The organism is Nocardia asteroides (assembly GCF_900637185.1).
GTDB classification, from domain to species: Bacteria; Actinomycetota; Actinomycetes; order Mycobacteriales; family Mycobacteriaceae; genus Nocardia; species Nocardia asteroides.
Genome location: NZ_LR134352.1, coordinates 5,848,371 through 5,869,548, shown reverse-complemented (window position 1 = coordinate 5,869,548; position 21,178 = coordinate 5,848,371). Strand labels below are relative to the sequence as shown.

Sequence of the window (21,178 nt, the reverse complement as noted above, 5' to 3'; positions counted from 1 at the left end):
GCGAGTGATCGCTTGTGTCACGACCACGATCAGGAGCCGGCCATTGAGCACACACGTTGTCGTCATCGGATATGGAGCAATGGGCCGCAGCGCGGCCGAGCTGCTCGCAACCGACGAAACCCTCCGACTCACCGTGATCGACAGATCAGCCGAACGCGTCCGATTGGCTGGAGTCGAGGGCTTGTCCGCGGTGATCGGCGACGGACTCGATATTGATCTGCTCGAGCGAGTCGGCGTCGAAACCGCGGACAGTGTGGTGGTGGCAGTGGGCGACGACGAGGTCGCGGTCCGCGTCACCTCGATCGTGCGGGGCTTGAACCACGTCACGACGGTGTGTACCGCTGTCGATGACCCGGCTTGGGAGCAGCTCGCCCAGTACTTGGGCGCCGACCAAGTGGTGATCGCGAGTCGGCTGTGTGGGCGCTTGCTCGGCCGCGCCCGCGTCCAGCCATGGTTGCCGGGGCGGGTAGCGAGGTTCTTGTGGAGTCGGCCCGAGGTCGTTATCGCGGACCGATGTCCACGTGCCGATGAATCCGGACGCACGCTGTCGAGCTGCCCTCCGCTGGTTCTCGCTGCTCGACGCGACGGCCGGATGTTCTGGCGCGATGCGGAAGTCCAAGAGGAGGTGCGCTCTTCAGATCGATTGATGGTGCTCAGCCTCTCGTGGGGGCAGGGACACGCTGAGGGCTGAGAATTGCCCAGCGTTGTCGACCGCGCGTTGTCGGTGCCCGGCGCCTGTTGTGAGCGCACGGCGCCGAGCAGGCTAGGGAGTCGCCCGTTCTGGGTCCAGCTGACAGCGAACCATCGACTCGCGCCCGAGTGCGCGACTGCGGGGTTCTCGACGCTGGTGGAGAAATCACGGTGGGCCAGCCTAGCGGTGTCGGTCGCGGAGTTGTCGGCACGCGCCGTATGGATTCCGTCAAGAATGCGGCCGCTCGCTGGCAAAATCTGTCAAGAGCCGAGTGCGGCCACGGGATCGTATCCATGACGGTGGGGCCCCCGATTGCCTCGGCACGGGCGCGGCTACCGACGCACCGGAGGCCCGTAGCGGTAAAGGCGGCGGGCCCTCGGTGCGTGGCTCTGGATCAGCCGAGGTCTCGTTGGTTGAACCGGTAGAGCCCGATGGCGACCAGAATGAGGGACGCGGTCATCAGCACAGTGATGTCGCTGATGTCGATGCCGTTTCGAAGCGGTTCGCTGTCGATGTAGTAGTGGAACGGGGACAAATAGGCAGCCCAGCCGAGGCCGATCATGTCGGCGAAAGAGTGTGCGGCCCACGCTGTGACACCGACTACCGCGGTGATCGCGAACACGGTGCCCCGGTGGCCGGTGACAGCGCCGATCGCGGTGGCGAGCGCGCCGAAGCAGACGATGAGCAGAACAAGGTGTGTGCATTGCGCGGCGAACTGGCCGACACCGACCGAGGTGAGTTCGGCAGGGCCGCGTATGGCGAGCATTGCCAGCCACACCAGAACTCCGATTCCGGTCGCGGCGGTGACCAGGGCGGCGAAGCGCTGCGTGATGAGCGCGGTGCGCGTGATCGGGTGGGCGAGCATCAGATCCAGAGTGCCGGATTCCTCGTCGGCGGCCGAGACTCTGGCGCCGACGGCGGCACCGAAGAACATCGCGAGCAGGGGCACGATCAGCCCGAACACCGTGGACCCGAGGTACCCGGCGGCGGAGCTGATGTCGTTCATGTTCAGCGCCTCGCGCAGCCCTTCGGGCAGGCTTTCGGCTTGGGCGGCGCCGTTGGCCGCCATCTGCGGATAGAAGCTGGCGTAGGCCGCTGCGGCGACGGTGATGCCCGTGGCCCAGCCGAGCAGGCTGCGGCGGGAGTCGCGCAGGGTTTTGGTGAAGACGACGGTGCGGGCGGTGGCGACGGCGGGCTCGATCATGGGCCCGATCGCGACGGTGACAGACATGTGTTTCCTCTCAGGCCGCGGGCTGGGGTGCGGCTTCGGCGGCGGCGTAGTGGCTGTGGAAGATCTCGTCGAGGTGCGGTTCGCTGGTGGTCAACGACGAGACGGTGTGGCGGGCAGCGGCTTTCACCACGGCATCGGGTGATCCCGTCAGTCCGGCTCGCAGAATCGATCCGGTGGCGTCCAGCTGCGGGTCGACCAGGCCGGGTACCGAGCGGAACTCCTCGATGGTGACGGGATGAGCAAACGCGATCTCGATGTGGCGGATCGCGGCGGCGCGCAGGTCGGCGACGGTGTCGAGGGCGACCAGCGCCCCGTCGCGCAGAATGCCCACGCGGTCGGCGACCGCTTCGACCTCGTCCATGATGTGGCTGGACATGAACACCGTCTGGCCGTTGTCGGCGGCTTCGGCGACCAGGTCGAGGAAGGTCTGCTGGACGAGGGGGTCCAGGCCCGAGGTCGGTTCGTCCAGGATCAGCAGTTCGGGGGTGTGCATGAAGGCCTGGACCAGGCCGACCTTCTGGCGGTTGCCTTTGGAGAGGCTTTTGATCGTGGCGGTGGGGTCGAGTCCGAGGCGGTCGGAAAGCTCATCGATGCGCGGTTGCGGGACGCCGCCGCGCAGGTCGGCCAGGAAGCGTAGGCATTCACGGACTTCTGCCGCCCGTCGACGACGAAATCGCCGGCCAGATAACCGATGCGCCGCCGCATGGCGACCCCGTCGGTTCGGGGGTCGAGCCCGAGGACCGTCGCCGTTCCGGTGGTGGGCCGGATCAGGTCGAGGAGCAGCCGGATCGTGGTGGACTTGCCCGCTCCGTTGGGGCCGAGGTAACCGAACACCTCACCGGTTCGGACGTCGAGGTTCAGGCCGGTGAGCCCTCTCCGGGCGCCGTATGCCTTGGTGAGTTCCCGGATTTCGATGGCGTTGTTCATGCCTCGAACCGTATCAAGGTTTCAGAGATGTGTGAAGATTCAGAATGTTGGAAGTTGTCTGTACTATGTGGGCATGGATTCTGATCAGCGACTTCGCGATGCCGCCGAGCGACTGGCCTTGACCATGGCCCAGGGGGGCATGCAGAAGACGACGGCTCGGGTGATGACGGCTCTGCTCTACACCGAGCAGGAGACGATGACCGCCGCGGATCTGTGTGAGCGGCTCTCGATCAGTACCGGCGCGGTGTCGACGGCGATCAAGCAGCTGGCCCAGTCCGGGATGGTCGAACGGGTACCCGCGCCGGGCAGTCGGCGCGAGCACTACCGGTTTCCGAAAGGCGTTTGGGCGCAACTGTTCTCGCAGCAGAACGTGATGCTGAAGATCATGAAGGACGCCGCGCAGGAGGGGCTCGACGCGCTGTCGGGGGACTCGGTCACCGCCGAACGCCTCCATGAGATGCAGGACTTCTACGGCTATATGGAGCAGGAGATGCCCGCTCTCATCGAGCGATGGCGCGAGCGGGCCGAGGATCGAACCTGAGGCTGTTTCGGTAGCAACGATCGGCAGGGCTGACAGGAGGCGCCGATGGCGAGGTCGCGAGGAGTACTCGCGCGTGTTCGGCACGCGGTTTTCGCTCGGCATTCCCACCCGTGGAGCGCGTGGTCTCGGTGGGCGACAACGCCTGTACTGCTGGTTCCGGCGTGGACGCGAAAAGGGTCGCACGCGGCCGCTGTGGGCGTATGGTTCGCGGTGAACACGGTGATCTTCCCGGAACCGAAAGGTCCTCCAGTGTGGGCGACGAAAGCGATTCTCGGAGAGGAACTATGGCTCACCGGCCATCCCAGGGACGTGGCCGTGGCGGTTGACGCAGCAGCCACAGGGGCGGTGTTGATCGGACTGCTCGGGGCGTGGCACCGGCGGCCGATGCCCGCTGCTGCCGGAACCGGCGCGGCGATGCTGTTGTTGCTCGGATACTGGGAGCTCATGGCCGGCTACTACGACACACACCAAGCCGAAAGAGCGTAGGCGTCGACGTGGCCTCTGTCTACAAAAGCGCGAAGGCGCAACGCCTGATCCAGGACTGGTGCAGGAACCGCGTCGATGACTGGGATGTCGAGCATCGACGATGGGATGCGATGACCGCCGCGGGTGTCACCAGTGTCGTCGCCGCCGGACTGGATCAGGCTATGGCGCCGACGGTTGTGTTGGTGCCCGGCACCAACATGAACGGCGCGGTGTCGCTGCCCTTTGCCGAGAAGCTGGCTCGTCGATGGCCCACGCTCATCCTCGATGTTCCAGGACAGCCAGGACTCAGCGCCACTCGCCGTCCTCGCCGGAATCGAATGGCGTGGTACGGACAATGGCTGACCGAAGCGCTCGAGAACACGACTACCGGACCCGCCGTCGTCGTAGGCCATTCCCTCGGTGGTGCCATTGCCCTGGCCTGTCCGTCGCCGCAGATCGCCGGCCGGGTCCTCATTTCACCCGCGGGTCTGGTGCGGCTTGCCGTTGGGCCCTCGATCCTGGCCGCCACGATCCCGTGGCTCGCCCGCCCGACCACTACTCGCACGAACCGGCTCCTCAGACACATGCTGGCACCAGAACACGGAGTGAATGCGGAGCTCAGCGACTGGATGACGCTGGTAGCCCGCCACTGCCACAGCAGTCTGGCGCCGATGCCGCTTTCAGCGGCAACGCTGAACGCGGCCCGGGAGGGTGCACCCTGTCTGGTCGCTGCAGGCCGAGACGACACGTTCCTCCCCCCACGCCGAATCGGTCCCGCCGTCCGCCGCCGTCTGGACACAGAACTGCGCAGCGTGGCCCACTGTGGTCACCTCGGTCTCGACGAACAGCCGGACAAGATTGTCGCGATGGTGGCCGAAATCGTCACTCGCTTGGGCGGCGAGCCGGATGCAGGCCGCTGAGCGACACTTCATGGCAGGTTGTGTGACGGCGACCTCGGCGCTCGCGAACCGACGTCGAACCACGAGGCGGTGCCCGGCCGGATCGGCCTCCGTCGAGCATCGACAAGGTGTGAGAGGCGCTGAGTCGCCGGTATGTCGTCGAGATCCCCGACGCGCTGTCCGGGTCTGCTTGTTCTGCTGGTGAACTGGCAAGGCGAGCCCGATTGGAACGGTGCACTACGCAGGCTGAGGGTGCTGGCGCACGATCGCCTGGCCGACTCTTAGGTCGGCCGTGCAAACGTTGGCGGGTGTGCTGGCCGACGCGCAGCGGGAGTTGCTGGAGCTGCTGCCGGCCAGCTCGATGTCTGGTCGGACAGATCGCAGAGTCACCCCGATCCGTCCCGGCTATTTCCTCCGTTGATCAGCGATGGAACTGGAGTTCGTCGGACCCGCTGTCCGCACTCACCAGCAGTGCCAGCCAGTCAGCACCCGCACCCTGGGCCCAACCGACATACTGATCGATTTCCCGTCCCGTTTCGCGGTCGTAGATGATCGTGGTCGGTCGGCCGGAGAACTCGCCGATCCGAATTCGGCCGCTCACGATAACTCGATCACCGACCAGAAACGTCGCACGTTGGCTCGGGTAGGGATCGAAGCCCGGATCGGGTACCGACCACTTCTTCTGCCCAGTCTCGAGATCCAGTATTGACAAGGTGCCCTGGTCAGCGAATTCGCTGACCAGCAGAGATCGTTCGTCACCGTCTAGCGGAGTGCCGCGATCGGTGGCCGCCCAGATCGTGGAACCCGTTGCCAGATCGAACAGTTGGGGAGTTCCGTCAGCGGTGACGGCCGCTATCCTCGAGCCGTTGCCGATCATCTGGCCGAGCTCCGACCCGCTCAGCCTCTTTTGGCACTCGTCGTTCTCCTTGCGTCGGCCACCGTGTACAGATGCCGACCACTGCCGCGTTCCGGTCGAGCCGTTGATCGCCTCCAGGGCGATTTCGCAGAGGTACTCGTTCCTGTCGTGGTCGGTGTTGACGAGCAGTTCACCAACGCTGAAGGTGTACCAGGCGTGATTGGCGCCGCGTCCGGGGAGGACGTTGCCTGTGGTGGTGGCTACCGCGGCCCATGGCCGTTCCTTGGGACCGGCCATCGATGGCCCCACCCAAATAGGAAGATATTCCGACTCCGGTGGAGCCTGCTGGTGCCAGTTTCCGATCGCGTCGTCGCCGAGGGTGCCGCTGGCGGGGCGCGGCCACGTCGCCATGCCGTCGTCGATGTCGTGTCGCATCGTGGTGCAGCGCACGTCGGGCGTACCCATTGCCGTGCAGTGGGTCTGGTACACCGCGTCACCATAGACATTCAGGTAATTCGTGCTGGCCTGCCACCGAGTGCGGCCGGTGGCAGCTTCGATCACTTCGAACAGGGTCGGGTCACTGGATGCGGTGCGACGCTCGGACAGCACCACCAGCTCGCCGCTGATCCGATATTCGAATCCCCCTCCGCCCGTGATCTTCTGATCTCGGCGCCACCGCTCGTGGCCGGAGGCGCGGTCCACCGCGACGAACGAGGTCTTGCCCGGGGTGATGACCACGTCTCCCACCACAGCGACCTCCGCTGCGCCGACATCGAATTCAATCGACCACGCGGCAGGCCGGTTCACGGTCGTGGTGGTCGTCGTGGGCGTTGACGATGATGTGGGGACGGGGGAGGGGTACCCCTGCTGCTCCGTGCTGCACGCGCATGCGGAGGCGCCCAAGACCGCGACAACAACCGCGGCGGCGGCCGATCTACGCAAAGGCCCCTCTGCGCCGTCCTGCCGTGCCCCGTGCGGCGTTGTCGAGCTGGTCCGAGATGCGCCTTTGTGGTCGCCCGCGCCGAGAACCTCGATTGCAGAGGCCTTTGCGGCGATCATGCTTGCCCGCCGTTTCCTGTCACTGGGTTGCGAATATCTCGTGGCATTCCCTCACCACTGTCCGGCATCCAGGTGGCCGGTAACCTCGACGATAAAGCGCGCGGCGGCTTCCACTTGGCTATTCGAAATGCTGAGTGGACCGTCCTCTGTGCGCGTCTTATGGCCGTCATAAGCCTGCCATATCTTGAATTGGGTGTTGAATTCACCAACTCTTGTCGCCAGAGTTACGCCGGACAGGCCATCAGTAGAGTCCGACCTCTGGTCGTCCACGAACACAGTGCGGCCCGAGACATCGAGGGTTTCATCGAATCTCTTGACACCCTCCGCGGGATCAGGGGAAGAGTCAGACCGCGTTTGCCAGTAACCGATCTGGATACTGCCTTGTCGGACGGGGCAGTGGCCACCTATATCCATGGTGCCGTCCCGATTATCGAGTGGGTACACCCCCGCCTCATAGACCTTGAGTTCCCGGCCGAAGAACTGGAGTACTGCGTCACACATCTGACCGTGGGTGATTGAACTCGGCTTGAACGGCGGAGCAACCGTGGTCGTCGCCTCGACCGTGACAGGACGGTTCTCCGATGTGCAGCCTGCCGCGGTGAGACATGCTGCGAGGATGGCCATGCTGATCAGCTTCATGATGTTGCTACCACGACCGTAGTTCCTGGTTCCCAATCTGATTTATCCCCATCGCTCGTCGTCGCGTCGCCGATAACGTCACGCAGACCGCCCGTGTGTGCGGCAGAAACTGCTGTCGGCCATTTGTTGTTGTGTAGACCATCGATAATCGAGTAACTTTGACCGATCATGTTGTTCTCGGCGATCTTGGCGGCCGAGCTCGTTGCCATAGCGGAGACGACGCCCATGATCAAAGTCTTGAGGTTCTCCATCGTCACAACGAGGTTGGCCATGCTGTCGACATACTCGGCGATGTCCCACGGATTGATGACGATTTTTACCGTGGAGGAGGTCAGGTCCCCGACCAGTGCGGTAACTTCGGTCACCATTTCCCGTGACTTTTGGGCGAGCTCGACATACAATGTCAACTCGGACGATGCCAGATTTCCCAGGCTGGTCGCTATCTGCTCGCATGCCAGCGGAACGGATTCCAGGGCGAGTTTCTGCCTGTTTCGGATGCCGACATAAGCGGCTGCAGCGTCGCCGGCCCAATTCTGGCTGAGGTCCGTGTTGTCGAAGTCTGCCCTAGCGGCCTGCACGAGCCCTTTGAAATTTCGCCACTCATCTGAGATGGTAAGTAGCTGAACCGGAACTTCCAGATCTGGATCCGTCGCGTCTAGTTTCGTCCAGGCCTCCCGGATTGCCGCGTTTACGTTGTCCCGATCCTCGTACATGTCGCTGATGGCCTTTTCTGTGCCATAGGCGCTGAAGATTCCGGTGACGCTCGCATAGTTGGAACGCATCGAAAGTGCAAGAGCTCCACAGAATTCGTCCACTTTGTTCGGCAAGTTGCCGATGTCGTCGATGTTCGTTCTGATCGCGGTGATCTGGTCATTCAGTTGCTTCGTCAGCTCGGTCATTGTCAGCCTCCTGTCTGGCCTTGAAGGCGGCGCACTTCGGCTGCGAATGTCTCATCGCTCGCGGCATACTGCGTGAGTGCCTCCTCGAGCACGCTGGCGATCTCATCGAAAACCGCAGCACCTTCGTTTGCGCGGTCCCGGAAATAGGCTGAGGCAGGCTTGTACTTGCTCAACGCCTCATCGAACGGTCCGGTAGCGGCAGACACCCCTGAACTGGCCCGCCTGATGTTTGGATCAATTCGAGCTTGTTGACCATCGCGCTTGCGGCGCGAAGGTCTTCCGCGCCTGCGCGCCACATCTTGACGGCGTAGACCATCGCCTCGGCCGAATGTCTCAACTGGTCACTCATGTCACCCCACCCGTTCATTCAGTAGTCGAATCCTGTGACGGTCCAGGCCGTATTCGAGATCCTCGTCCGAATATCTGGAATAGTCACCGCGCGGCGAAAATTTTGGTCGCTGCTCGCGGATGATATCCGAACACCACAGGATTTCATCCGCGATCTGATCGGTATGAACGACCGCTGCCCACGTGGGCTGCACCGTAATCGAACGCAGATACCGCCGATTGCCGGTCAGTGAGACCGGTCGCCCACCGTAGTCCATGACATGTCCGCTAACCTCGTGCCAACTGCCGCAGTTCATGCTGCTGGAGACTGCACTGAATTGCTCCCAAGTCTCCGTTTCGAGAAGGACCATCAGCATCGTCCGTCGGTCCGGGACCGCGTTTACCGAAATCTCCCGCCGGGACGGCCGAGCGTGTCCGGAATAGGCGTGAGCCTGTCGAGTCGCTACTGCGTCTCGATAGGCAAGCATCAGTTCCTCGCTGACTTCGTGTGGCGCCACCTATCTGCTCCACCCGGTGCGGAAGTCGAGTCGAACAGGAAGGAACCCGTGATCGATGTCCATAGAGACGAAAGAGGAGCCGGATCTCTGCTGACGCTCATTCACAGCTCCTGCGTTACGTGCCACGCTCTCTGGCCAAAGGCTGGAGTTCGTTCGGAATTCCTGCGCCGTCGGCGGTGTCGAATGTCGATCGGCTGAGCCGTTCGTTGATCTCCAGGAGGCCTTCCACTGGGTGAGGGGCTCGTCGTCCCAGAACTCGTCCGGGTCGTCGTAGTGGTTGAACCATCCCTGAGTTGCCATCACCACACCTTGGAGCGCCGCCTGGGAACGGCTCATCTGTTGCATTTTGACGCGAATTCCCCCACCCAACCGCTGCGGCCACCGATCGGCTACCGCGCGGCCAAGTCTCGCTATGGACGAACTGTGTGTCAACTTGAGTAGGGGACAGTAGGACTCGTCTGCATGGCCGATCCCCATCAGGCTTGGCGCATATCGGCGTTGGGTTGAGTACGGTCGGGTCTCATCCGGATGCGGTCGATGAGAGCCGTGGACACGCAGAACTTGCCGGTCGCAACTGCGCGAGGCGTCGCTCCACCTTTCGTGCGACGCGAACCTCCGTGTCACCGCGACTTTCGCCTGCCTACAGGGCCAGCAAGTGTCTCTGCATCCGGGATCGTCTGTGAGACGAAATGCGCTATGGCTGATCTCCCACCCGCAACGTCCATGCATCGCTAGATCCCGGGTGCTGGGATCCTGGATTCTGGGTCGCGGTCGGATAGCGGCGGCGCTAGCGGCCGATGTTCCGGTGGTGCTGGTGCGCCATCGGGGCGGGCTGCTGGCGTACAACGCATCCTGGTCGCCGCAGTACCTCTCACACACGTGCGGTCGGTCGTCCGTGTGCACCGATGGTACTCGGAATCCCACGCGTCTCGTCCTCGACCAACAGCGCCGGGCCCCCGCATCGACGCTCGATCTGCAAGCCCTCAGCCCGCCGACTCGACGGTCTCAGCCACCTTCTCGTCCCCGCTTGGGGAATACAGATACCTGATACACGTGTTGAGAATCCTGGGTAAATCGTAGAAAAATCGTAGAAAACAGGGGGGTACCCCGAAGATGCCCAGGTCAGCGGTGGTATAGGCTTTGTCGGTCATGAAGTCGGCTTTTACGGGCCCGGTCACCGGTGCGCCCGACACGGTCTACCTCGACCACGCGGCCACCACTCCGATGCTGCCCGCCGCCGTCGAGGCGATGACGGCTGCGCTCACGACGGTGGGTAACGCCTCGTCGCTGCACGGGTCGGGGCGCGCGGCGCGGCGGTCGCTGGAGGAGGCGCGCGAGTCCGTCGCGGCCGATCTGGGGGCGCGGCCGTCCGAGGTCATCTTCACCTCCGGTGGTACCGAGAGCGACAATCTGGCGGTCAAGGGCATCTACTGGGGGCGCAGGGCGGCCGATCCGCGGCGCACCAGGATCGTCACCAGCGTGATCGAGCACCACGCGGTGCTCGACGCGGTGGAGTGGCTGGAGAAGCACGAGGGCGCGCGGGTCAGCTGGCTGCCCGTCGACGCCGACGGCATCGTCGCCCCGCAGACCCTGCGCGCCGAGCTGGCCGCGCACGCCGACGAGGTCGCGCTGGTCAGTGTGATGTGGGCCAACAACGAGGTCGGCACGATCCAGCCGATCGCCGAATTGGCCGCCGTCGCCCAGGAATTCGGCATCCCGATGCACAGCGACGCGATCCAGGCGGTGACGCAGCTGCCCGTCGACTTCGGCGCGAGCGGGCTCTCCGCGCTCAGCGTCGCCGGACACAAGGCGGGCGGACCGCACGGTATCGGTGTGCTGCTGCTCGGCAGGCAGGTGCCCTGCGTGCCGCTGATCCACGGCGGCGGGCACGAGCGCGACCTGCGGTCGGGTACCTCCGATGTGGCCGCGGCCGTCGGTCTGGCCGCGGCGCTGCGGGACGCGACCGGTGACCTGTCCGCGCGCGCCGAGCGGCTGCGTGTGCTGCGCGGGCAGCTGATCGACGGGGTGCACGCCGTGATCCCCGAGGCGATCCTCAACGGCCCGCTCGACGAGCGGCGGTTGCCCGGCAACGCCCACTTCACCTTCCCCGGCTGCGAGGGCGACTCGCTGCTGATGCTGCTCGACGCCGCCGGCGTGGAATGCTCCACCGGCTCGGCCTGCAACGCCGGCGTCGCCTCACCCAGTCATGTGCTGATCGCCATGGGGGTGGATCCGTGGCAGGCCCGCAGTTCGCTGCGGTTCTCGCTCGGGCACACGTCCACCGGGGCCGATATCGAGAGATTGCTGACCGTGCTGCCGCAGGTCGTCGACCGGGCCAGGGCCGCGGGCCTGGCCGGCGCTAGAGGAGGTGCCTGATGCGAGTACTCGCCGCGATGAGTGGTGGCGTCGATTCGGCGGTGGCCGCGGCGCGGGCCGTCGAGGCCGGCCATGAGGTGGTCGGGGTGCACCTGGCATTGTCGGCGTCGCCGGGCACGCTGCGCACGGGCTCGCGCGGCTGCTGTTCTAAGGAGGACGCCGGGGATGCCCGCCGCGCCGCCGACGTGCTCGGAATCCCGTTCTACGTCTGGGATTTCGCCGATCGCTTCAAGGAAGACGTGATCGACGACTTCGTCGCGGCCTACGCCGCGGGGGAGACGCCGAACCCGTGCCTGCGCTGCAACGAGAAGATCAAGTTCTCCGCCCTCGCCGACCGCGCGCAGGCGCTGGGCTTCGACGCGGTCGTCACCGGGCACTACGCCCGCCTCGACGACGGTGTGCTGCGCCGCGCCGTGGACGCCGACAAGGACCAGTCGTATGTGCTCGCGGTCCTCACCGCCGAGCAGCTGTCCCGGGCCATGTTCCCGGTCGGTGACACGCCGAAGCCGCAGATCCGCGAGGAGGCCGCCGCGCGCGGGCTGGCGGTGGCGAACAAGCCCGACAGCCACGACATCTGCTTCATCCCCTCCGGTGACACCCGCGCCTTCCTCGGCGCCAAGATCGGTATCCGCCCGGGCGCGCTCGTCGACTCCGACGGCACCGTGCTGGGCGAGCACGAGGGTGTGCACGGGTTCACCGTCGGCCAGCGCAAGGGCCTCGGCCTCACGCACACCGCCGCCGACGGCAAGCCGCGCTATGTCACCGGCATCGATCCCGAGTCGGGCACCGTCGAGGTCGGCTCGCTCGAAGACCTCCAGGTCGACACCGTCACCGCCGATCGCGCCATCTGGACCTCCGGCGTGCGCCCGGACGGGCCGGTCGAGTGCGTCGTGCAGGTGCGCGCGCACGGCGGCATCGCGCCCGCCGTCGTCGAGCCGGTGGGTGACGGGCTCGTCGCCCGGCTGCGCGAGCCGCTCAGCGGCGTCGCGAAGGGGCAGGCCATCGTGCTGTACCTGCCCGATGCCGACGGCGACACCGTGGTCGGCAGCGGCACCATCACCGGCACCGACCGGGCCGGCATCGTGTCGGGCGCGACCGGCGCCTCGGCTTGAGCCGGGCGACGACGCGAAAGGTGCTGAGCGCGTGACCCTGTGGCGCAGCGAGAAGCCGGAGCCGAGCAGCGCGCCGACACCGATCGACCCCCTGGCCGGCGGGATCGCGACGGCCGTCGGCTCCTGGCCGGGCACCGATCCCCGCGAGGCCGCGGCGACCATCATCGGTGAGCTGCCCGACCTGCCGCACCTGGTGGAACTGCCCGGTCGTGGTGTCGGCGCCGACCTGATCGGCCGGGTGTCGGCGCTGCTCGTGGACATGCGGTTCGATTCCACCACCCGCGGGTATCGACTGGCAGCGCGCCCCGGCGCGGTGTCCCGACGTGCGCGCGATCTGCTGCGCGCCGACCTCGACGCACTCGAAGAAGCCTGGGAGACAGCGGGTCTGGCCGGTGCCGGCCGCGTGGTGAAGGTCCAGTCGGCGGGACCGCTGACCCTCGCCGCCGAGGTGGAACTGCCCGGCGGTCACCGCGTGCTCACCGATTCCGGTGCGGTGCGCGACCTTTCGGAATCGCTGGCCGAAGGCCTGGCCCGGCACGCGGCCGAGGTGCGCCGCAGGCTCGGCGCCGAGGTGGTCGTGCAACTGGACGAACCCCAGCTCACCACGGTGCTCGACGGTTCGCTGCGAGGGCCGAGCATTCTCAATACGATTCGCGCGCTGCCCGAGCCCGAGGCGCTGCACATTCTCGACACGGTGATCACCGCGCAGTCCGGACCGGTCCTGATCCACAGCTGCGCGTCCCGTCCCGCCCTCACCACCCTGGGCCGGACCGCCGCCGCGGGCGTCGCCATCGATGCCGCGACGATCACCACCGCCGATCTCGACGCGCTCGGCGAGATCCTGGATTCCGGCCGCAAGCTCGCCCTCGGGCTCACGCCCACGTCGCCGCCCGCCGCGCCGGCCACCTGGCGCACCGTCGCCGAACCCGGTGTGCGGCTGGTCGACCGGCTCGGTTTCCCGCGCCGCCTGCTGGCCGAGCAAATCCTGGTCACCCCGGCCTGCGGGCTCGCCGGCGCCCCGCTGGCCTGGTCGCGCACGGCGCTGTCGCTCGGCCGGGACGCGGCCCGCGCGTTCGCCGAGGAACCGGACTCGATCACCGTCGACTGAGCCGCGGCCGGCCCCGCGACGTGCGGGAACGGTGCCCGGATGTGTCGGTGGGCTCGACTACTGTTCGGTGGGTGAGTGACAGCGACAGCGTGGTTTCCGTGAGTGCCGAGCCCGCCTCCTCCGAGCAGCGCGTGCAGTGGCAGCAGCTGGCCGACGAGGTGCGCGAGCACCAGTTCCGCTACTACGTGCGGGACGCGCCGATCATCACCGACGGCGAGTTCGACACGCTGCTGCGCCGGTTGCAGGCCCTCGAGGACACCCATCCCGACCTGCGGACCCCGGATTCGCCGACCCAGCTGGTCGGCGGCGGCTTCGCCACCGAGTTCACCGCCGTGGACCACCTCGAGCGAATGTTGTCGCTGGACAACGTGTTCGACTACGACGAGCTGCGCGCCTGGGCGAGCCGGGTGGAAGCCGAGACCGGCTCCGGCCTGCACTATTTGTGCGAGGTCAAGATCGACGGCGTCGCGCTGAACCTGGTGTACGAGCGCGGCAAGCTGGTGCGCGGCGCCACCCGCGGCGACGGGCGCACCGGTGAGGACGTCACCCTCAACGCGCGCACCATCGAGGACATCCCGGCCGAACTCACCCCGTCCGCGGAGTTCCCGATCCCGGAGCTGCTGGAAGTGCGCGGCGAGGTGTACTTCCGGCTCGAGGACTTCGAGACCCTCAACGCCCAGATCGTCGCCGAAGGTAAACCGCCGTACGCGAATCCGCGCAACACCGCGGCCGGGTCGCTGCGCCAGAAGAATCCCGCCGTCACCGCCCAGCGCAGGCTGCGGATGATCTGTCACGGCTTCGGCCGCATCGACGGCTACCGGCCCGATTCCCAGCACGAGGCCTACCAGGCCCTCGCGGCCTGGGGATTGCCGGTCTCCGAGCACACCCGGCTGGTCGAGGGCATCGACGCGGTCGTCGAGCGGGTGGCCTACTGGGGCGAGCACCGCCACGACATCGAGCACGAGATCGACGGCCAGGTCATCAAGATCGACGAGATGGCGTTGCAGCGCCGCCTCGGTTCCACCTCGCGCGCCCCGCGCTGGGCCATCGCCTACAAGTACCCGCCCGAAGAGGCGACGACCACGCTGCTCAATATCGAGGTCAATGTCGGGCGTACCGGCCGGGTCACCCCGTTCGCGGTGATGGCGCCGGTGTCCATCGCCGGTTCCACCGTCGCCATGGCCACCCTGCACAACGCCTCCGAGGTGAAGCGCAAGGGCGTGCTGATCGGCGACACCGTCACCATCCGCAAGGCGGGCGACGTGATCCCGGAGGTGCTCGGCCCGGTCGTCGACGCGCGCACCGGCGACGAACGCGAGTTCGTGATGCCGACGCACTGCCCCGAATGCGGCACCGAGCTGGCTCCGGCCAAGGAGGGCGACGCCGACATCCGCTGCCCCAACCAGCGGCACTGCCCCGCGCAGCTGCGCGAACGGGTCTTCCACCTGGCCGGCCGTGGCGCCTTCGACATCGAGGCGCTGGGCTACGAGGCCGCCAACGCGCTGCTCACCTCCGGCGCCATCGCCGACGAGGGCGACCTGTTCGCCCTCGACGAGCAGGCCCTGCTCGGTGTCCCGCTGTTCACCAAGCAGGACGGCGCGCTCTCGGCCAACGGCGCCCGGCTGCTGGAGAACCTGAACGCGGCCAAGGACACCGCGCTGTGGCGGGTGCTCGTCGGTTTGTCGATCCGGCACGTCGGTCCCACCGCGGCTCGCGCGCTGGCGGCCGAATTCGCGAGCCTGGAGCGCATCGAGGCCGCCACGGGCGAGGAACTGGCCGCCACCGACGGCGTCGGACCCACCATCGCCGCGGCGGTCGTGGAGTGGTTCACCGTCGACTGGCATCGCGCCATCGTCGACAAGTGGCGCGCGGCCGGTGTCCGCATGGAGGACGAACGCGACGACTCGATCGAACGCAACCTCGAAGGCCTGTCCATCGTGGTCACCGGCTCGCTGCAGACCTTCACCCGTGACGGCGCCAAGGAGGCGATCCTGGTGCGCGGCGGGAAGGCGGCGGGCTCGGTCTCGAAGAAGACCGCGTTCGTGGTGATCGGCGACGCGCCCGGCTCGAAGGCGGCCAAGGCCGAGGAACTCGGCGTCCCGATCCTGGACGAGGACGGGTTCCGGCGCCTGTTGGACGGCGGCCCCGACGCCGTGGCATCGGGGACCGAGGACGAGTAGCCGAGCGCGGTAGCGGTTCGGCGACCGCTACCGCGCCGGTGTCAGTTCGGGGTGACGGTGACGGTGTTGCCGATCTGGGTCTTCATGTCGAAGCTCGAGCACTGCCCGTTGCTGATCTCGACATGGCGCGTCGGCCGCTTCTTGATATTGGTCTGGATGTCGACGGCCACATCCGTCGACGTCATCGAGCACACCTTCGACACCGGCGCCTCGGTGTAGGACACCGACCCGGCCCCCTGACAGGTGTTGGTCTCGTTGCCGAGGAACACCCGCGCGGTCCCGTTCGGGCACGGATCGGCCAGCGCGCTCGGCGCGCTCAGCATCGTCACCGGCACCACCGCGCCCGCGGTCACCGCCGCGACGACAACTCCGCGAACCAACTTCCGAACCGCCATCGTGCGCACCCACTTCTCGTCGTCGACCGTCGCCGCGCGACCGGCGCGGCCGCGGTGCCCAGCATGCTAGTAGGTTCGCCGCGAACACGCCCGGTCATGCCGGGAGCCGCTCCCGTCCCCTAGTCTTGCGAAGAATCTCGGAGAGGCGGATCGGTGCTGCGTAGTTTTCAGGTGACCAACCACGGATCGCTGGCCGAGGCGCAGCAGTTGCGGTTGAGCAAGGGGGTCGGGGGACCGCTGGCGGTGCCGGTGACCGCGGTGCACGGGGTGGCGGCGGCGGGGAAGACCAGTCTGATCGACGCGCTCGCGCAGATGCGCGACGCGGTGCTGCATTCGGTGACGGGATGGGATCCGTACGCGGGTCCGGTGCGGCGCCCGCACCTGGGATTCGCGGCGCGGCCCACCGAGTTCGTGGCCGGGTTCGTCGCCGAGGGGGTGCCCTACACCTACGGATTCCGGCTGGACAACGCCGACGTGCTCGCCGAATGGCTCTACACCCATCCGCGTTCGCGCAAGCGGATCGTGTTCGAGCGCACCGGCGACTCGATCAAGATCGGGCCGATGTTCGAGGCCGCCCGTTACGGTGTCGCCGCGCTGGTCCCGCTGGTGCGGCCCAACGCGCTGCTGCTGAGCCTGGCCGGGCAGATGTACGCCGAGGCCCTGGTGCCCGCCTACCGCTGGTTCGCGGCGAACCTGTGCGTGCAGCAGGGCGAGGCCGGTGTCGACGAACTCGCCCACGACCTGGGCAGCCACATCTCCCGCTCGCCCGACAACGCCGCCCGGCTGCTGATGCTGCTGCGCACGGCCGACCTGGGCATCGAGGATCTGCTGATCGCCGAACACGATCCCATGTACGCCGACTACCTGCGTGACCTCGACGCCGAGATCGGCGCGATGGCAACGCAACTCGACCACGGCGGCGCCGACGCCATCCTGGTGGAACGGGAACTGAGCACCCTGCGGGCCGCGCGCGACGCGCTGTACCGGCGCATGGTCGACCGGCGTGGCGCCGGCCTGAGCGTGGTGCACGAGGGCATCGACGTCCCGTTCGAACTCGCCGACGAGTCCACCGCCACCCGCGCCCTGCTGCGCGTGCTGCCCGCCATGCTGGAGGCGCTCGACACCGGCCAGGTCCTCGCCGTCGACGACCTGGGCGCCGGCCTGCCGGTGGAGGAGACCGACCGGCTCGTCCAGCTGTTCCAGAATCCGGAGACGAATGCCCGTGGCGCGCAACTGATCTACACCACCGCCCAGCGCGCGCTGATCGACCGTGGCAACGGGCGCTCGCAGCGCACCCGCACGGCGGTCTGGCAGCTGCGCCGCGAGCGGGGCGTCAGCGAGCTCACCCCGCTGTGACCGGCCTGCCGCCCGCGCGCGCCTGCGCCTAGCATGGGCGGCATGCTCGAAGTGGTGATGGCGGCGGCCATGGTGACGATGCTGCTCGTGACACTCGGCGCCGTGCTGGCCCACCGGATCGGCCGCAGTGGCGGCGCGCAGCTGGAACAGGGGTCGCTCTACCTCACCGGCGTCAGCCCGCTGCCCGCGATGACCGGCGAGCACTACGTGACCATCACCGGCACCATCGTCGGGCCCTCGGTGGCCGGGGTTGTGGTGTATCGCCGCTTCGCCTGGGACGCCGCCCAGTGGCCCGCCATCGGTGACCAGCTCGTGGTCGCGTACCCGCCGCACAACCCGGACAAGTGGGTGGCCCAGCATCCGGGCCTGCGTCCCTACCTGGGCTCCTGAGCACGGGTGCGGGCGGGCTCACATCGAGCCCGGTGGGATCATGTCGTGATGCAGGCTAACGACCATCGGGACAGCGGTCTCGTCGTCCGGACCGCCCGTCCCGACGAATACGACGCCGTCGGCGCGCTGACCGTGCAGGTGTATGTCGGTGACGGCTACGTCGACCCGGACAACGAGTATGTCGAGGAACTGGCCGACGTCGCCCGCCGGGCCGCCGAGGCCGAGATCCTCGTCGCCGTGCACGAGGGCGCGGTGGCCGGTTCGCTCACCGTCGCGCGGCCGGGCACGCCGTACGCCGAGATCGCGCTACCAGGCGAACTCGAATTCCGGATGCTGGCCGTGGCCAAGGACGCGCGCGGGCTCGGCGTGGGAACGGCCTTGGTGCGCAGCGTGATCGACGAGGCGAAGGCGGGCGGCTACGCGGCGGTCGCGCTGACCACCATGGGCACCATGGTCGACGCGCACCGGATCTACGAGCGGCTGGGTTTCGTCGCCGTGCCCGAACGCGACTGGTTCACCCACGACGGGCTGCCGCTGTACGTGATGCGGCTCGCGCTCAGCTGAGCACGGTCGCGACGATGCCGGCCAGGTAGCCCAGCCGCGCCACTTCCGACGGCCGGAACTCGGGACCACCGGGCCTGCCGAGCAGCAGCGACTTGCCGGTGTTACCCAGCGGCGCCGCCGCCAGCTTGGTGTCCATGTCGCGCCAGATCTGCGGCACCCAGTCGGCCTCGCCGTCGAGCAGCGACGGCTTCTCCAACGGCATCCACGGTGCCGAACCCGCCTGTGTCTCCGGCGCACTCGGGCTGCCGACCACCCGGAAAGCGCCCGCCGGACCCAGACCGATGATGGTGGACCAGCCCACCCGCAGCACCCGGGGGACACCGTCGACGAGCACCTGCAGCCGATCGTCGCGGGCGCTGGCGACCTGGTCGATCAGCTCGAGCTCACGATGGGTGTCGAGCACGCCCGAGTACGGGCGGATCGAGTCGACGCTCACATCGCGCACGGACTCCGCGGCGGTGATGAGGGTGTCGGGCAGTGCGCCGGTGGGGACCTCGACCACCAGGTCGTCGATCGCGAACCCGGCGCCGCGCTCGACCACGTCGAGCGAGAGGATGTCCGCGCCGACTCCACCGAGGGCGAGTGCCAGGGAGCCGAGGCTTCCCGGACGATCCGGAAGTTGCACGCGGAGCAGGAATGACACGTGCGTTCCTTTCCTAGGCGGCCGGGGCGATTCGAGACGAATACCCGGTGACGCAATACTTACACCCCCGGACACGGGTTCTCGACTCGAAGTATGACCCCTGCGGCGTGACATGCGCGAACTTTCGCGCGAGGCGGGTGCGTCAGAGACCCGGCGACCCGCTCGATAGGCTGTCAGCTACTACTGCCTATATCGAGCCGAAAGGGGTCCCGCGGTGCCCGCAATCTCCCGTGACGAGGTCGCTCACCTCGCCCGGCTGTCCCGGCTGGCGTTGACCGACGCCGAACTGGACCAGTTCGCCGGTCAGCTGGATTCGATCCTCAGCCACGTGCGGACCATCTCCGAGGTCGCCGCCGACGTCCCCGCCACCGCGTCGCCGAACCCGACGACCAATGTGACCAGGCCCGACGTGGTCGTGCCCGGTCTGACTCCCGACCAGGCGCTGGACCAGGCGCCCGCCGTCGAGGAACAGCGTTTCCTGGTCCCGCAGATCCTGGGAGAGGGCGAATGACCGAGCTGACCACGCTGTCGGCGGCCGAGCTGGCGGCGAAGATCCACGGCGGCGAGGTGTCCTCCACCGAGGTCACCCAGGCGCACCTGGATCGGATCGCCGCGGTCGACGGTGAGCTCAACGCCTTCCTGCACGTCGCGGGCGACGAGGCGCTGGCCGCGGCCGCGGTGGTCGACGCCGCGCTGGCCGCCGGCGAGACCCCGGCCTCGGCGCTGGCGGGAGTCCCGTTGGCGCTCAAGGACGTTTTCACCACCACCGACATGCCCACCACCTGCGCCTCGAAGATCCTCGAGGGCTGGATGTCGCCGTACGACGCGACGGTCACCTCCCGGCTGCGCGCCGCGGGCATCCCGATTCTCGGCAAGACCAACATGGACGAGTTCGCGATGGGCTCCTCCACCGAGAACTCCGCCTACGGCCCGACCCGCAACCCGTGGGACAAAACCCGCATCCCGGGTGGGTCCGGCGGTGGCTCGGCCGCCGCGCTGGCCTCGTTCCAGGCGCCGCTGGCGATCGGCACCGACACCGGTGGTTCCATCCGCCAGCCGGCCGCCGTCACCGCCACGGTCGGGGTGAAGCCCACCTACGGCACCGTCTCCCGCTACGGCCTCGTCGCGTGCGCGTCGTCGCTGGACCAGGGCGGCCCGTGCGGTCGCACGGTGCTCGACACCGCGCTGCTGCACGAGGTGATCGCCGGTCACGACCCGCGCGACTCCACCTCCCGCGACGTGCCGGTGGCCCCGGTCGTGGCCGCGGCGAAGCAGGGCGCCACCGGCGACCTGAGCGGCGTGCGCGTGGGCGTGGTGCGCGAATTGCATTCCGACAGTTACCAGCCCGGCGTGCTGTCGTCCTTCGACGCCGCGGTCGCGGTGCTGAAGGAGCTGGGCGCCGAGGTGATCGAGGTGTCGTGCCCGAACTTCGAGTACGCGCTGTCCTCGTACTACCTGGTGATGCCGTCGGAGGTGTCGTCGAACCTGGCGCGCTTCGACGCCATGCGCTACGGACTGCGCGTCGGTGACGACGGCAACCACAGCGCCGACCAGGTGATGTCGCTGACCCGCGAGGCCGGTTTCGGTCCCGAGGTGAAGCGCCGCATCATCATCGGCACCTACGCCCTGTCGGCCGGCTACTACGACGCCTACTACGGTCAGGCGCTCAAGGTCCGCACGATGATCGCGCAGGATTTCGACAAGGCCTACGAGCAGGTCGACGTGCTGGTCTCGCCGACGAGCCCGTTCACCCCGTGGAAGCTGGGCGAGAAGGTCGACGACCCGCTGGCCATGTACCTGTCGGACCTGTGCACGCTGCCGACCAACCTGGCCGGGCACTGCGGCATGTCGGTGCCGTCGGGGCTGTCCGCCGACGACAACCTGCCGGTGGGTCTGCAGATCATGGCGCCCGCGCTGGCCGACGACCGGCTGTACCGGGTCGGCGCCGCGTACGAGGCGGCGCGTGGCGCGCTGCCGGTGCCCGCGGGTATCTGAGCGAAGC

Annotated in this window: 24 protein-coding genes; 13 read left to right on the top strand and 11 right to left on the bottom strand. The window is 67.5% G+C overall.

The window, feature by feature from the left end; genetic code table 11:
• Positions 1-43 precede the first annotated feature (43 nt).
• Positions 44-691 (top strand): NAD(P)-binding protein, encoded by a 648-nt coding sequence (locus EL493_RS27365; RefSeq protein ID WP_162178096.1) that lies wholly within the window; start codon positions 44-46, stop codon positions 689-691.
• A 394-nt stretch (positions 692-1,085) separates the two neighbouring features.
• On the opposite strand, the gene EL493_RS27360 is transcribed toward EL493_RS27365, so the two are convergent.
• From EL493_RS27360 to EL493_RS32810, 3 genes are read right to left on the bottom strand one after another with little or no spacing between them, the layout of a single operon-like run.
• Positions 1,086-1,922, bottom strand: coding sequence for an ABC transporter permease subunit (locus tag EL493_RS27360; protein WP_019048368.1), 837 nt, complete (start codon positions 1,920-1,922; stop codon positions 1,086-1,088).
• Between the two features lie 10 nt (positions 1,923-1,932).
• Positions 1,933-2,469 carry an AAA family ATPase gene (locus EL493_RS32815; protein ID WP_369495967.1) on the bottom strand — a complete coding sequence of 179 codons (537 nt, stop codon included), beginning with the start codon at positions 2,467-2,469 and terminating at the stop codon, positions 1,933-1,935.
• Positions 2,394-2,849, bottom strand: a complete 456-nt coding sequence (locus EL493_RS32810) for an ATP-binding cassette domain-containing protein (protein ID WP_022565529.1) — start codon at positions 2,847-2,849, stop codon at positions 2,394-2,396. Before EL493_RS32810 ends, EL493_RS32815 begins: the two co-directional genes overlap by 76 nt.
• A gap of 73 nt (positions 2,850-2,922) precedes the next feature.
• On the opposite strand from EL493_RS32810, the gene EL493_RS27350 reads away from it, so the two are divergent.
• From EL493_RS27350 to EL493_RS27340, 3 genes are read left to right on the top strand one after another with little or no spacing between them, the layout of a single operon-like run.
• Complete coding sequence (locus tag EL493_RS27350; RefSeq protein WP_030203321.1) at positions 2,923-3,390, top strand: GbsR/MarR family transcriptional regulator; 468 nt, start codon at positions 2,923-2,925, stop codon at positions 3,388-3,390.
• Between the two features lie 45 nt (positions 3,391-3,435).
• A complete protein-coding gene (locus EL493_RS33785; protein ID WP_074965610.1) occupies positions 3,436-3,876 on the top strand; it encodes a DUF6653 family protein in 441 nt (146 codons plus the stop codon).
• Positions 3,877-3,884: 8 nt separating this feature from the next.
• Complete coding sequence (locus tag EL493_RS27340) at positions 3,885-4,775, top strand: alpha/beta fold hydrolase (protein ID WP_022565531.1); 891 nt, start codon at positions 3,885-3,887, stop codon at positions 4,773-4,775.
• A 400-nt stretch (positions 4,776-5,175) separates the two neighbouring features.
• On the opposite strand, the gene EL493_RS27335 is transcribed toward EL493_RS27340, so the two are convergent.
• The 6 genes from EL493_RS27335 to EL493_RS27315 are packed head-to-tail and all read right to left on the bottom strand — an operon-like array spanning position 5,176 to position 8,905.
• Positions 5,176-6,669, bottom strand: a complete 1,494-nt coding sequence (locus EL493_RS27335) for an outer membrane protein assembly factor BamB family protein (RefSeq protein WP_022565532.1) — start codon at positions 6,667-6,669, stop codon at positions 5,176-5,178.
• Between the two features lie 51 nt (positions 6,670-6,720).
• Positions 6,721-7,308 (bottom strand): hypothetical protein, encoded by a 588-nt coding sequence (locus EL493_RS27330; protein ID WP_022565533.1) that lies wholly within the window; start codon positions 7,306-7,308, stop codon positions 6,721-6,723.
• Positions 7,305-8,207 carry a hypothetical protein gene (locus EL493_RS27325; RefSeq protein ID WP_022565534.1) on the bottom strand — a complete coding sequence of 301 codons (903 nt, stop codon included), beginning with the start codon at positions 8,205-8,207 and terminating at the stop codon, positions 7,305-7,307. The genes EL493_RS27330 and EL493_RS27325 overlap by 4 nt, the downstream gene beginning before the upstream one ends.
• Before the next feature lie 2 nt (positions 8,208-8,209).
• Positions 8,210-8,380 (bottom strand): hypothetical protein, encoded by a 171-nt coding sequence (locus tag EL493_RS32535; RefSeq protein ID WP_155982475.1) that lies wholly within the window; start codon positions 8,378-8,380, stop codon positions 8,210-8,212.
• On the bottom strand, positions 8,377-8,556 hold the full coding sequence (locus EL493_RS27320; protein ID WP_126405905.1) for a hypothetical protein: 180 nt from the start codon (positions 8,554-8,556) through the stop codon (positions 8,377-8,379). The genes EL493_RS32535 and EL493_RS27320 overlap by 4 nt, the downstream gene beginning before the upstream one ends.
• A 1-nt stretch (position 8,557) precedes the next feature.
• Complete coding sequence (locus tag EL493_RS27315) at positions 8,558-8,905, bottom strand: hypothetical protein (protein ID WP_143104432.1); 348 nt, start codon at positions 8,903-8,905, stop codon at positions 8,558-8,560.
• A 1,296-nt stretch (positions 8,906-10,201) separates the two neighbouring features.
• On the opposite strand from EL493_RS27315, the gene EL493_RS27310 reads away from it, so the two are divergent.
• The 4 genes from EL493_RS27310 (at position 10,202) to ligA (ending at position 15,828) form a co-directional block, all read left to right on the top strand.
• Positions 10,202-11,428, top strand: coding sequence for a cysteine desulfurase family protein (locus EL493_RS27310; protein ID WP_019048357.1), 1,227 nt, complete (start codon positions 10,202-10,204; stop codon positions 11,426-11,428).
• On the top strand, positions 11,428-12,540 hold the full coding sequence (gene mnmA / locus EL493_RS27305; protein ID WP_019048356.1) for a tRNA 2-thiouridine(34) synthase MnmA: 1,113 nt from the start codon (positions 11,428-11,430) through the stop codon (positions 12,538-12,540). Before EL493_RS27310 ends, mnmA begins: the two co-directional genes overlap by 1 nt.
• Positions 12,541-12,631: 91 nt before the next feature.
• The gene (locus EL493_RS27300) at positions 12,632-13,648 is read left to right on the top strand and encodes a methionine synthase (protein WP_030203312.1); all 1,017 of its coding nucleotides are present in this window, start codon (positions 12,632-12,634) and stop codon (positions 13,646-13,648) included.
• Positions 13,649-13,719: 71 nt separating this feature from the next.
• The gene (gene ligA, locus EL493_RS27295) at positions 13,720-15,828 is read left to right on the top strand and encodes an NAD-dependent DNA ligase LigA (protein ID WP_030203311.1); all 2,109 of its coding nucleotides are present in this window, start codon (positions 13,720-13,722) and stop codon (positions 15,826-15,828) included.
• Positions 15,829-15,869: 41 nt separating this feature from the next.
• On the opposite strand, the gene EL493_RS27290 is transcribed toward ligA, so the two are convergent.
• Complete coding sequence (locus EL493_RS27290; RefSeq protein ID WP_126405901.1) at positions 15,870-16,223, bottom strand: hypothetical protein; 354 nt, start codon at positions 16,221-16,223, stop codon at positions 15,870-15,872.
• 153 nt (positions 16,224-16,376) lie between these two features.
• Here EL493_RS27290 and EL493_RS27285 point away from each other — a divergent pair, with 153 nt between their 5' ends.
• From EL493_RS27285 to EL493_RS27275, 3 genes are read left to right on the top strand one after another with little or no spacing between them, the layout of a single operon-like run.
• Positions 16,377-17,579 carry an AAA family ATPase gene (locus tag EL493_RS27285; protein ID WP_030203309.1) on the top strand — a complete coding sequence of 401 codons (1,203 nt, stop codon included), beginning with the start codon at positions 16,377-16,379 and terminating at the stop codon, positions 17,577-17,579.
• A 42-nt stretch (positions 17,580-17,621) separates the two neighbouring features.
• Positions 17,622-17,969: a hypothetical protein gene (locus EL493_RS27280; protein WP_232017256.1), complete on the top strand. Its 348-nt coding sequence runs from the start codon at positions 17,622-17,624 to the stop codon at positions 17,967-17,969.
• 48 nt (positions 17,970-18,017) lie between these two features.
• Positions 18,018-18,533, top strand: coding sequence for a GNAT family N-acetyltransferase (locus EL493_RS27275; protein WP_019048350.1), 516 nt, complete (start codon positions 18,018-18,020; stop codon positions 18,531-18,533).
• On the opposite strand, the gene EL493_RS27270 is transcribed toward EL493_RS27275, so the two are convergent.
• On the bottom strand, positions 18,526-19,176 hold the full coding sequence (locus EL493_RS27270) for an ACT domain-containing protein (RefSeq protein WP_019048349.1): 651 nt from the start codon (positions 19,174-19,176) through the stop codon (positions 18,526-18,528). The genes EL493_RS27275 and EL493_RS27270 overlap by 8 nt on opposite strands.
• 214 nt (positions 19,177-19,390) lie before the next feature.
• Between EL493_RS27270 and gatC the strand changes: the two genes are divergently transcribed.
• Both gatC and gatA read left to right on the top strand, forming a co-directional pair.
• Complete coding sequence (gatC, locus tag EL493_RS27265; RefSeq protein WP_019048348.1) at positions 19,391-19,687, top strand: Asp-tRNA(Asn)/Glu-tRNA(Gln) amidotransferase subunit GatC; 297 nt, start codon at positions 19,391-19,393, stop codon at positions 19,685-19,687.
• On the top strand, positions 19,684-21,171 hold the full coding sequence (gatA, locus tag EL493_RS27260; RefSeq protein ID WP_019048347.1) for an Asp-tRNA(Asn)/Glu-tRNA(Gln) amidotransferase subunit GatA: 1,488 nt from the start codon (positions 19,684-19,686) through the stop codon (positions 21,169-21,171). Before gatC ends, gatA begins: the two co-directional genes overlap by 4 nt.
• Positions 21,172-21,178 lie beyond the last annotated feature (7 nt).

Excerpts from the sequence above, each read along its gene's own strand:
- EL493_RS27360 (WP_019048368.1), bottom strand. The coding sequence starts at position 1,922 with ATGTCTGTCACCGTCGCGATCGGGCCCATGATCGAGCCCGCCGTCGCC.
- EL493_RS27280 (WP_232017256.1), top strand. The coding sequence starts at position 17,622 with ATGCTCGAAGTGGTGATGGCGGCGGCCATGGTGACGATGCTGCTCGTG.
- mnmA (WP_019048356.1), top strand. The coding sequence starts at position 11,428 with ATGCGAGTACTCGCCGCGATGAGTGGTGGCGTCGATTCGGCGGTGGCC.
- EL493_RS27320 (WP_126405905.1), bottom strand. The coding sequence starts at position 8,556 with ATGAGTGACCAGTTGAGACATTCGGCCGAGGCGATGGTCTACGCCGTC.
- EL493_RS27315 (WP_143104432.1), bottom strand. The coding sequence starts at position 8,905 with ATGGTCCTTCTCGAAACGGAGACTTGGGAGCAATTCAGTGCAGTCTCC.
- EL493_RS27275 (WP_019048350.1), top strand. The coding sequence starts at position 18,018 with ATGCAGGCTAACGACCATCGGGACAGCGGTCTCGTCGTCCGGACCGCC.
- EL493_RS27310 (WP_019048357.1), top strand. The coding sequence starts at position 10,202 with ATGAAGTCGGCTTTTACGGGCCCGGTCACCGGTGCGCCCGACACGGTC.
- EL493_RS32810 (WP_022565529.1), bottom strand. The coding sequence starts at position 2,849 with ATGAACAACGCCATCGAAATCCGGGAACTCACCAAGGCATACGGCGCC.
- EL493_RS27325 (WP_022565534.1), bottom strand. The coding sequence starts at position 8,207 with ATGACCGAGCTGACGAAGCAACTGAATGACCAGATCACCGCGATCAGA.
- EL493_RS33785 (WP_074965610.1), top strand. The coding sequence starts at position 3,436 with ATGGCGAGGTCGCGAGGAGTACTCGCGCGTGTTCGGCACGCGGTTTTC.
- EL493_RS27330 (WP_022565533.1), bottom strand. The coding sequence starts at position 7,308 with ATGAAGCTGATCAGCATGGCCATCCTCGCAGCATGTCTCACCGCGGCA.
- EL493_RS27335 (WP_022565532.1), bottom strand. The coding sequence starts at position 6,669 with ATGATCGCCGCAAAGGCCTCTGCAATCGAGGTTCTCGGCGCGGGCGAC.
- EL493_RS27350 (WP_030203321.1), top strand. The coding sequence starts at position 2,923 with ATGGATTCTGATCAGCGACTTCGCGATGCCGCCGAGCGACTGGCCTTG.
- gatA (WP_019048347.1), top strand. The coding sequence starts at position 19,684 with ATGACCGAGCTGACCACGCTGTCGGCGGCCGAGCTGGCGGCGAAGATC.
- EL493_RS27290 (WP_126405901.1), bottom strand. The coding sequence starts at position 16,223 with ATGGCGGTTCGGAAGTTGGTTCGCGGAGTTGTCGTCGCGGCGGTGACC.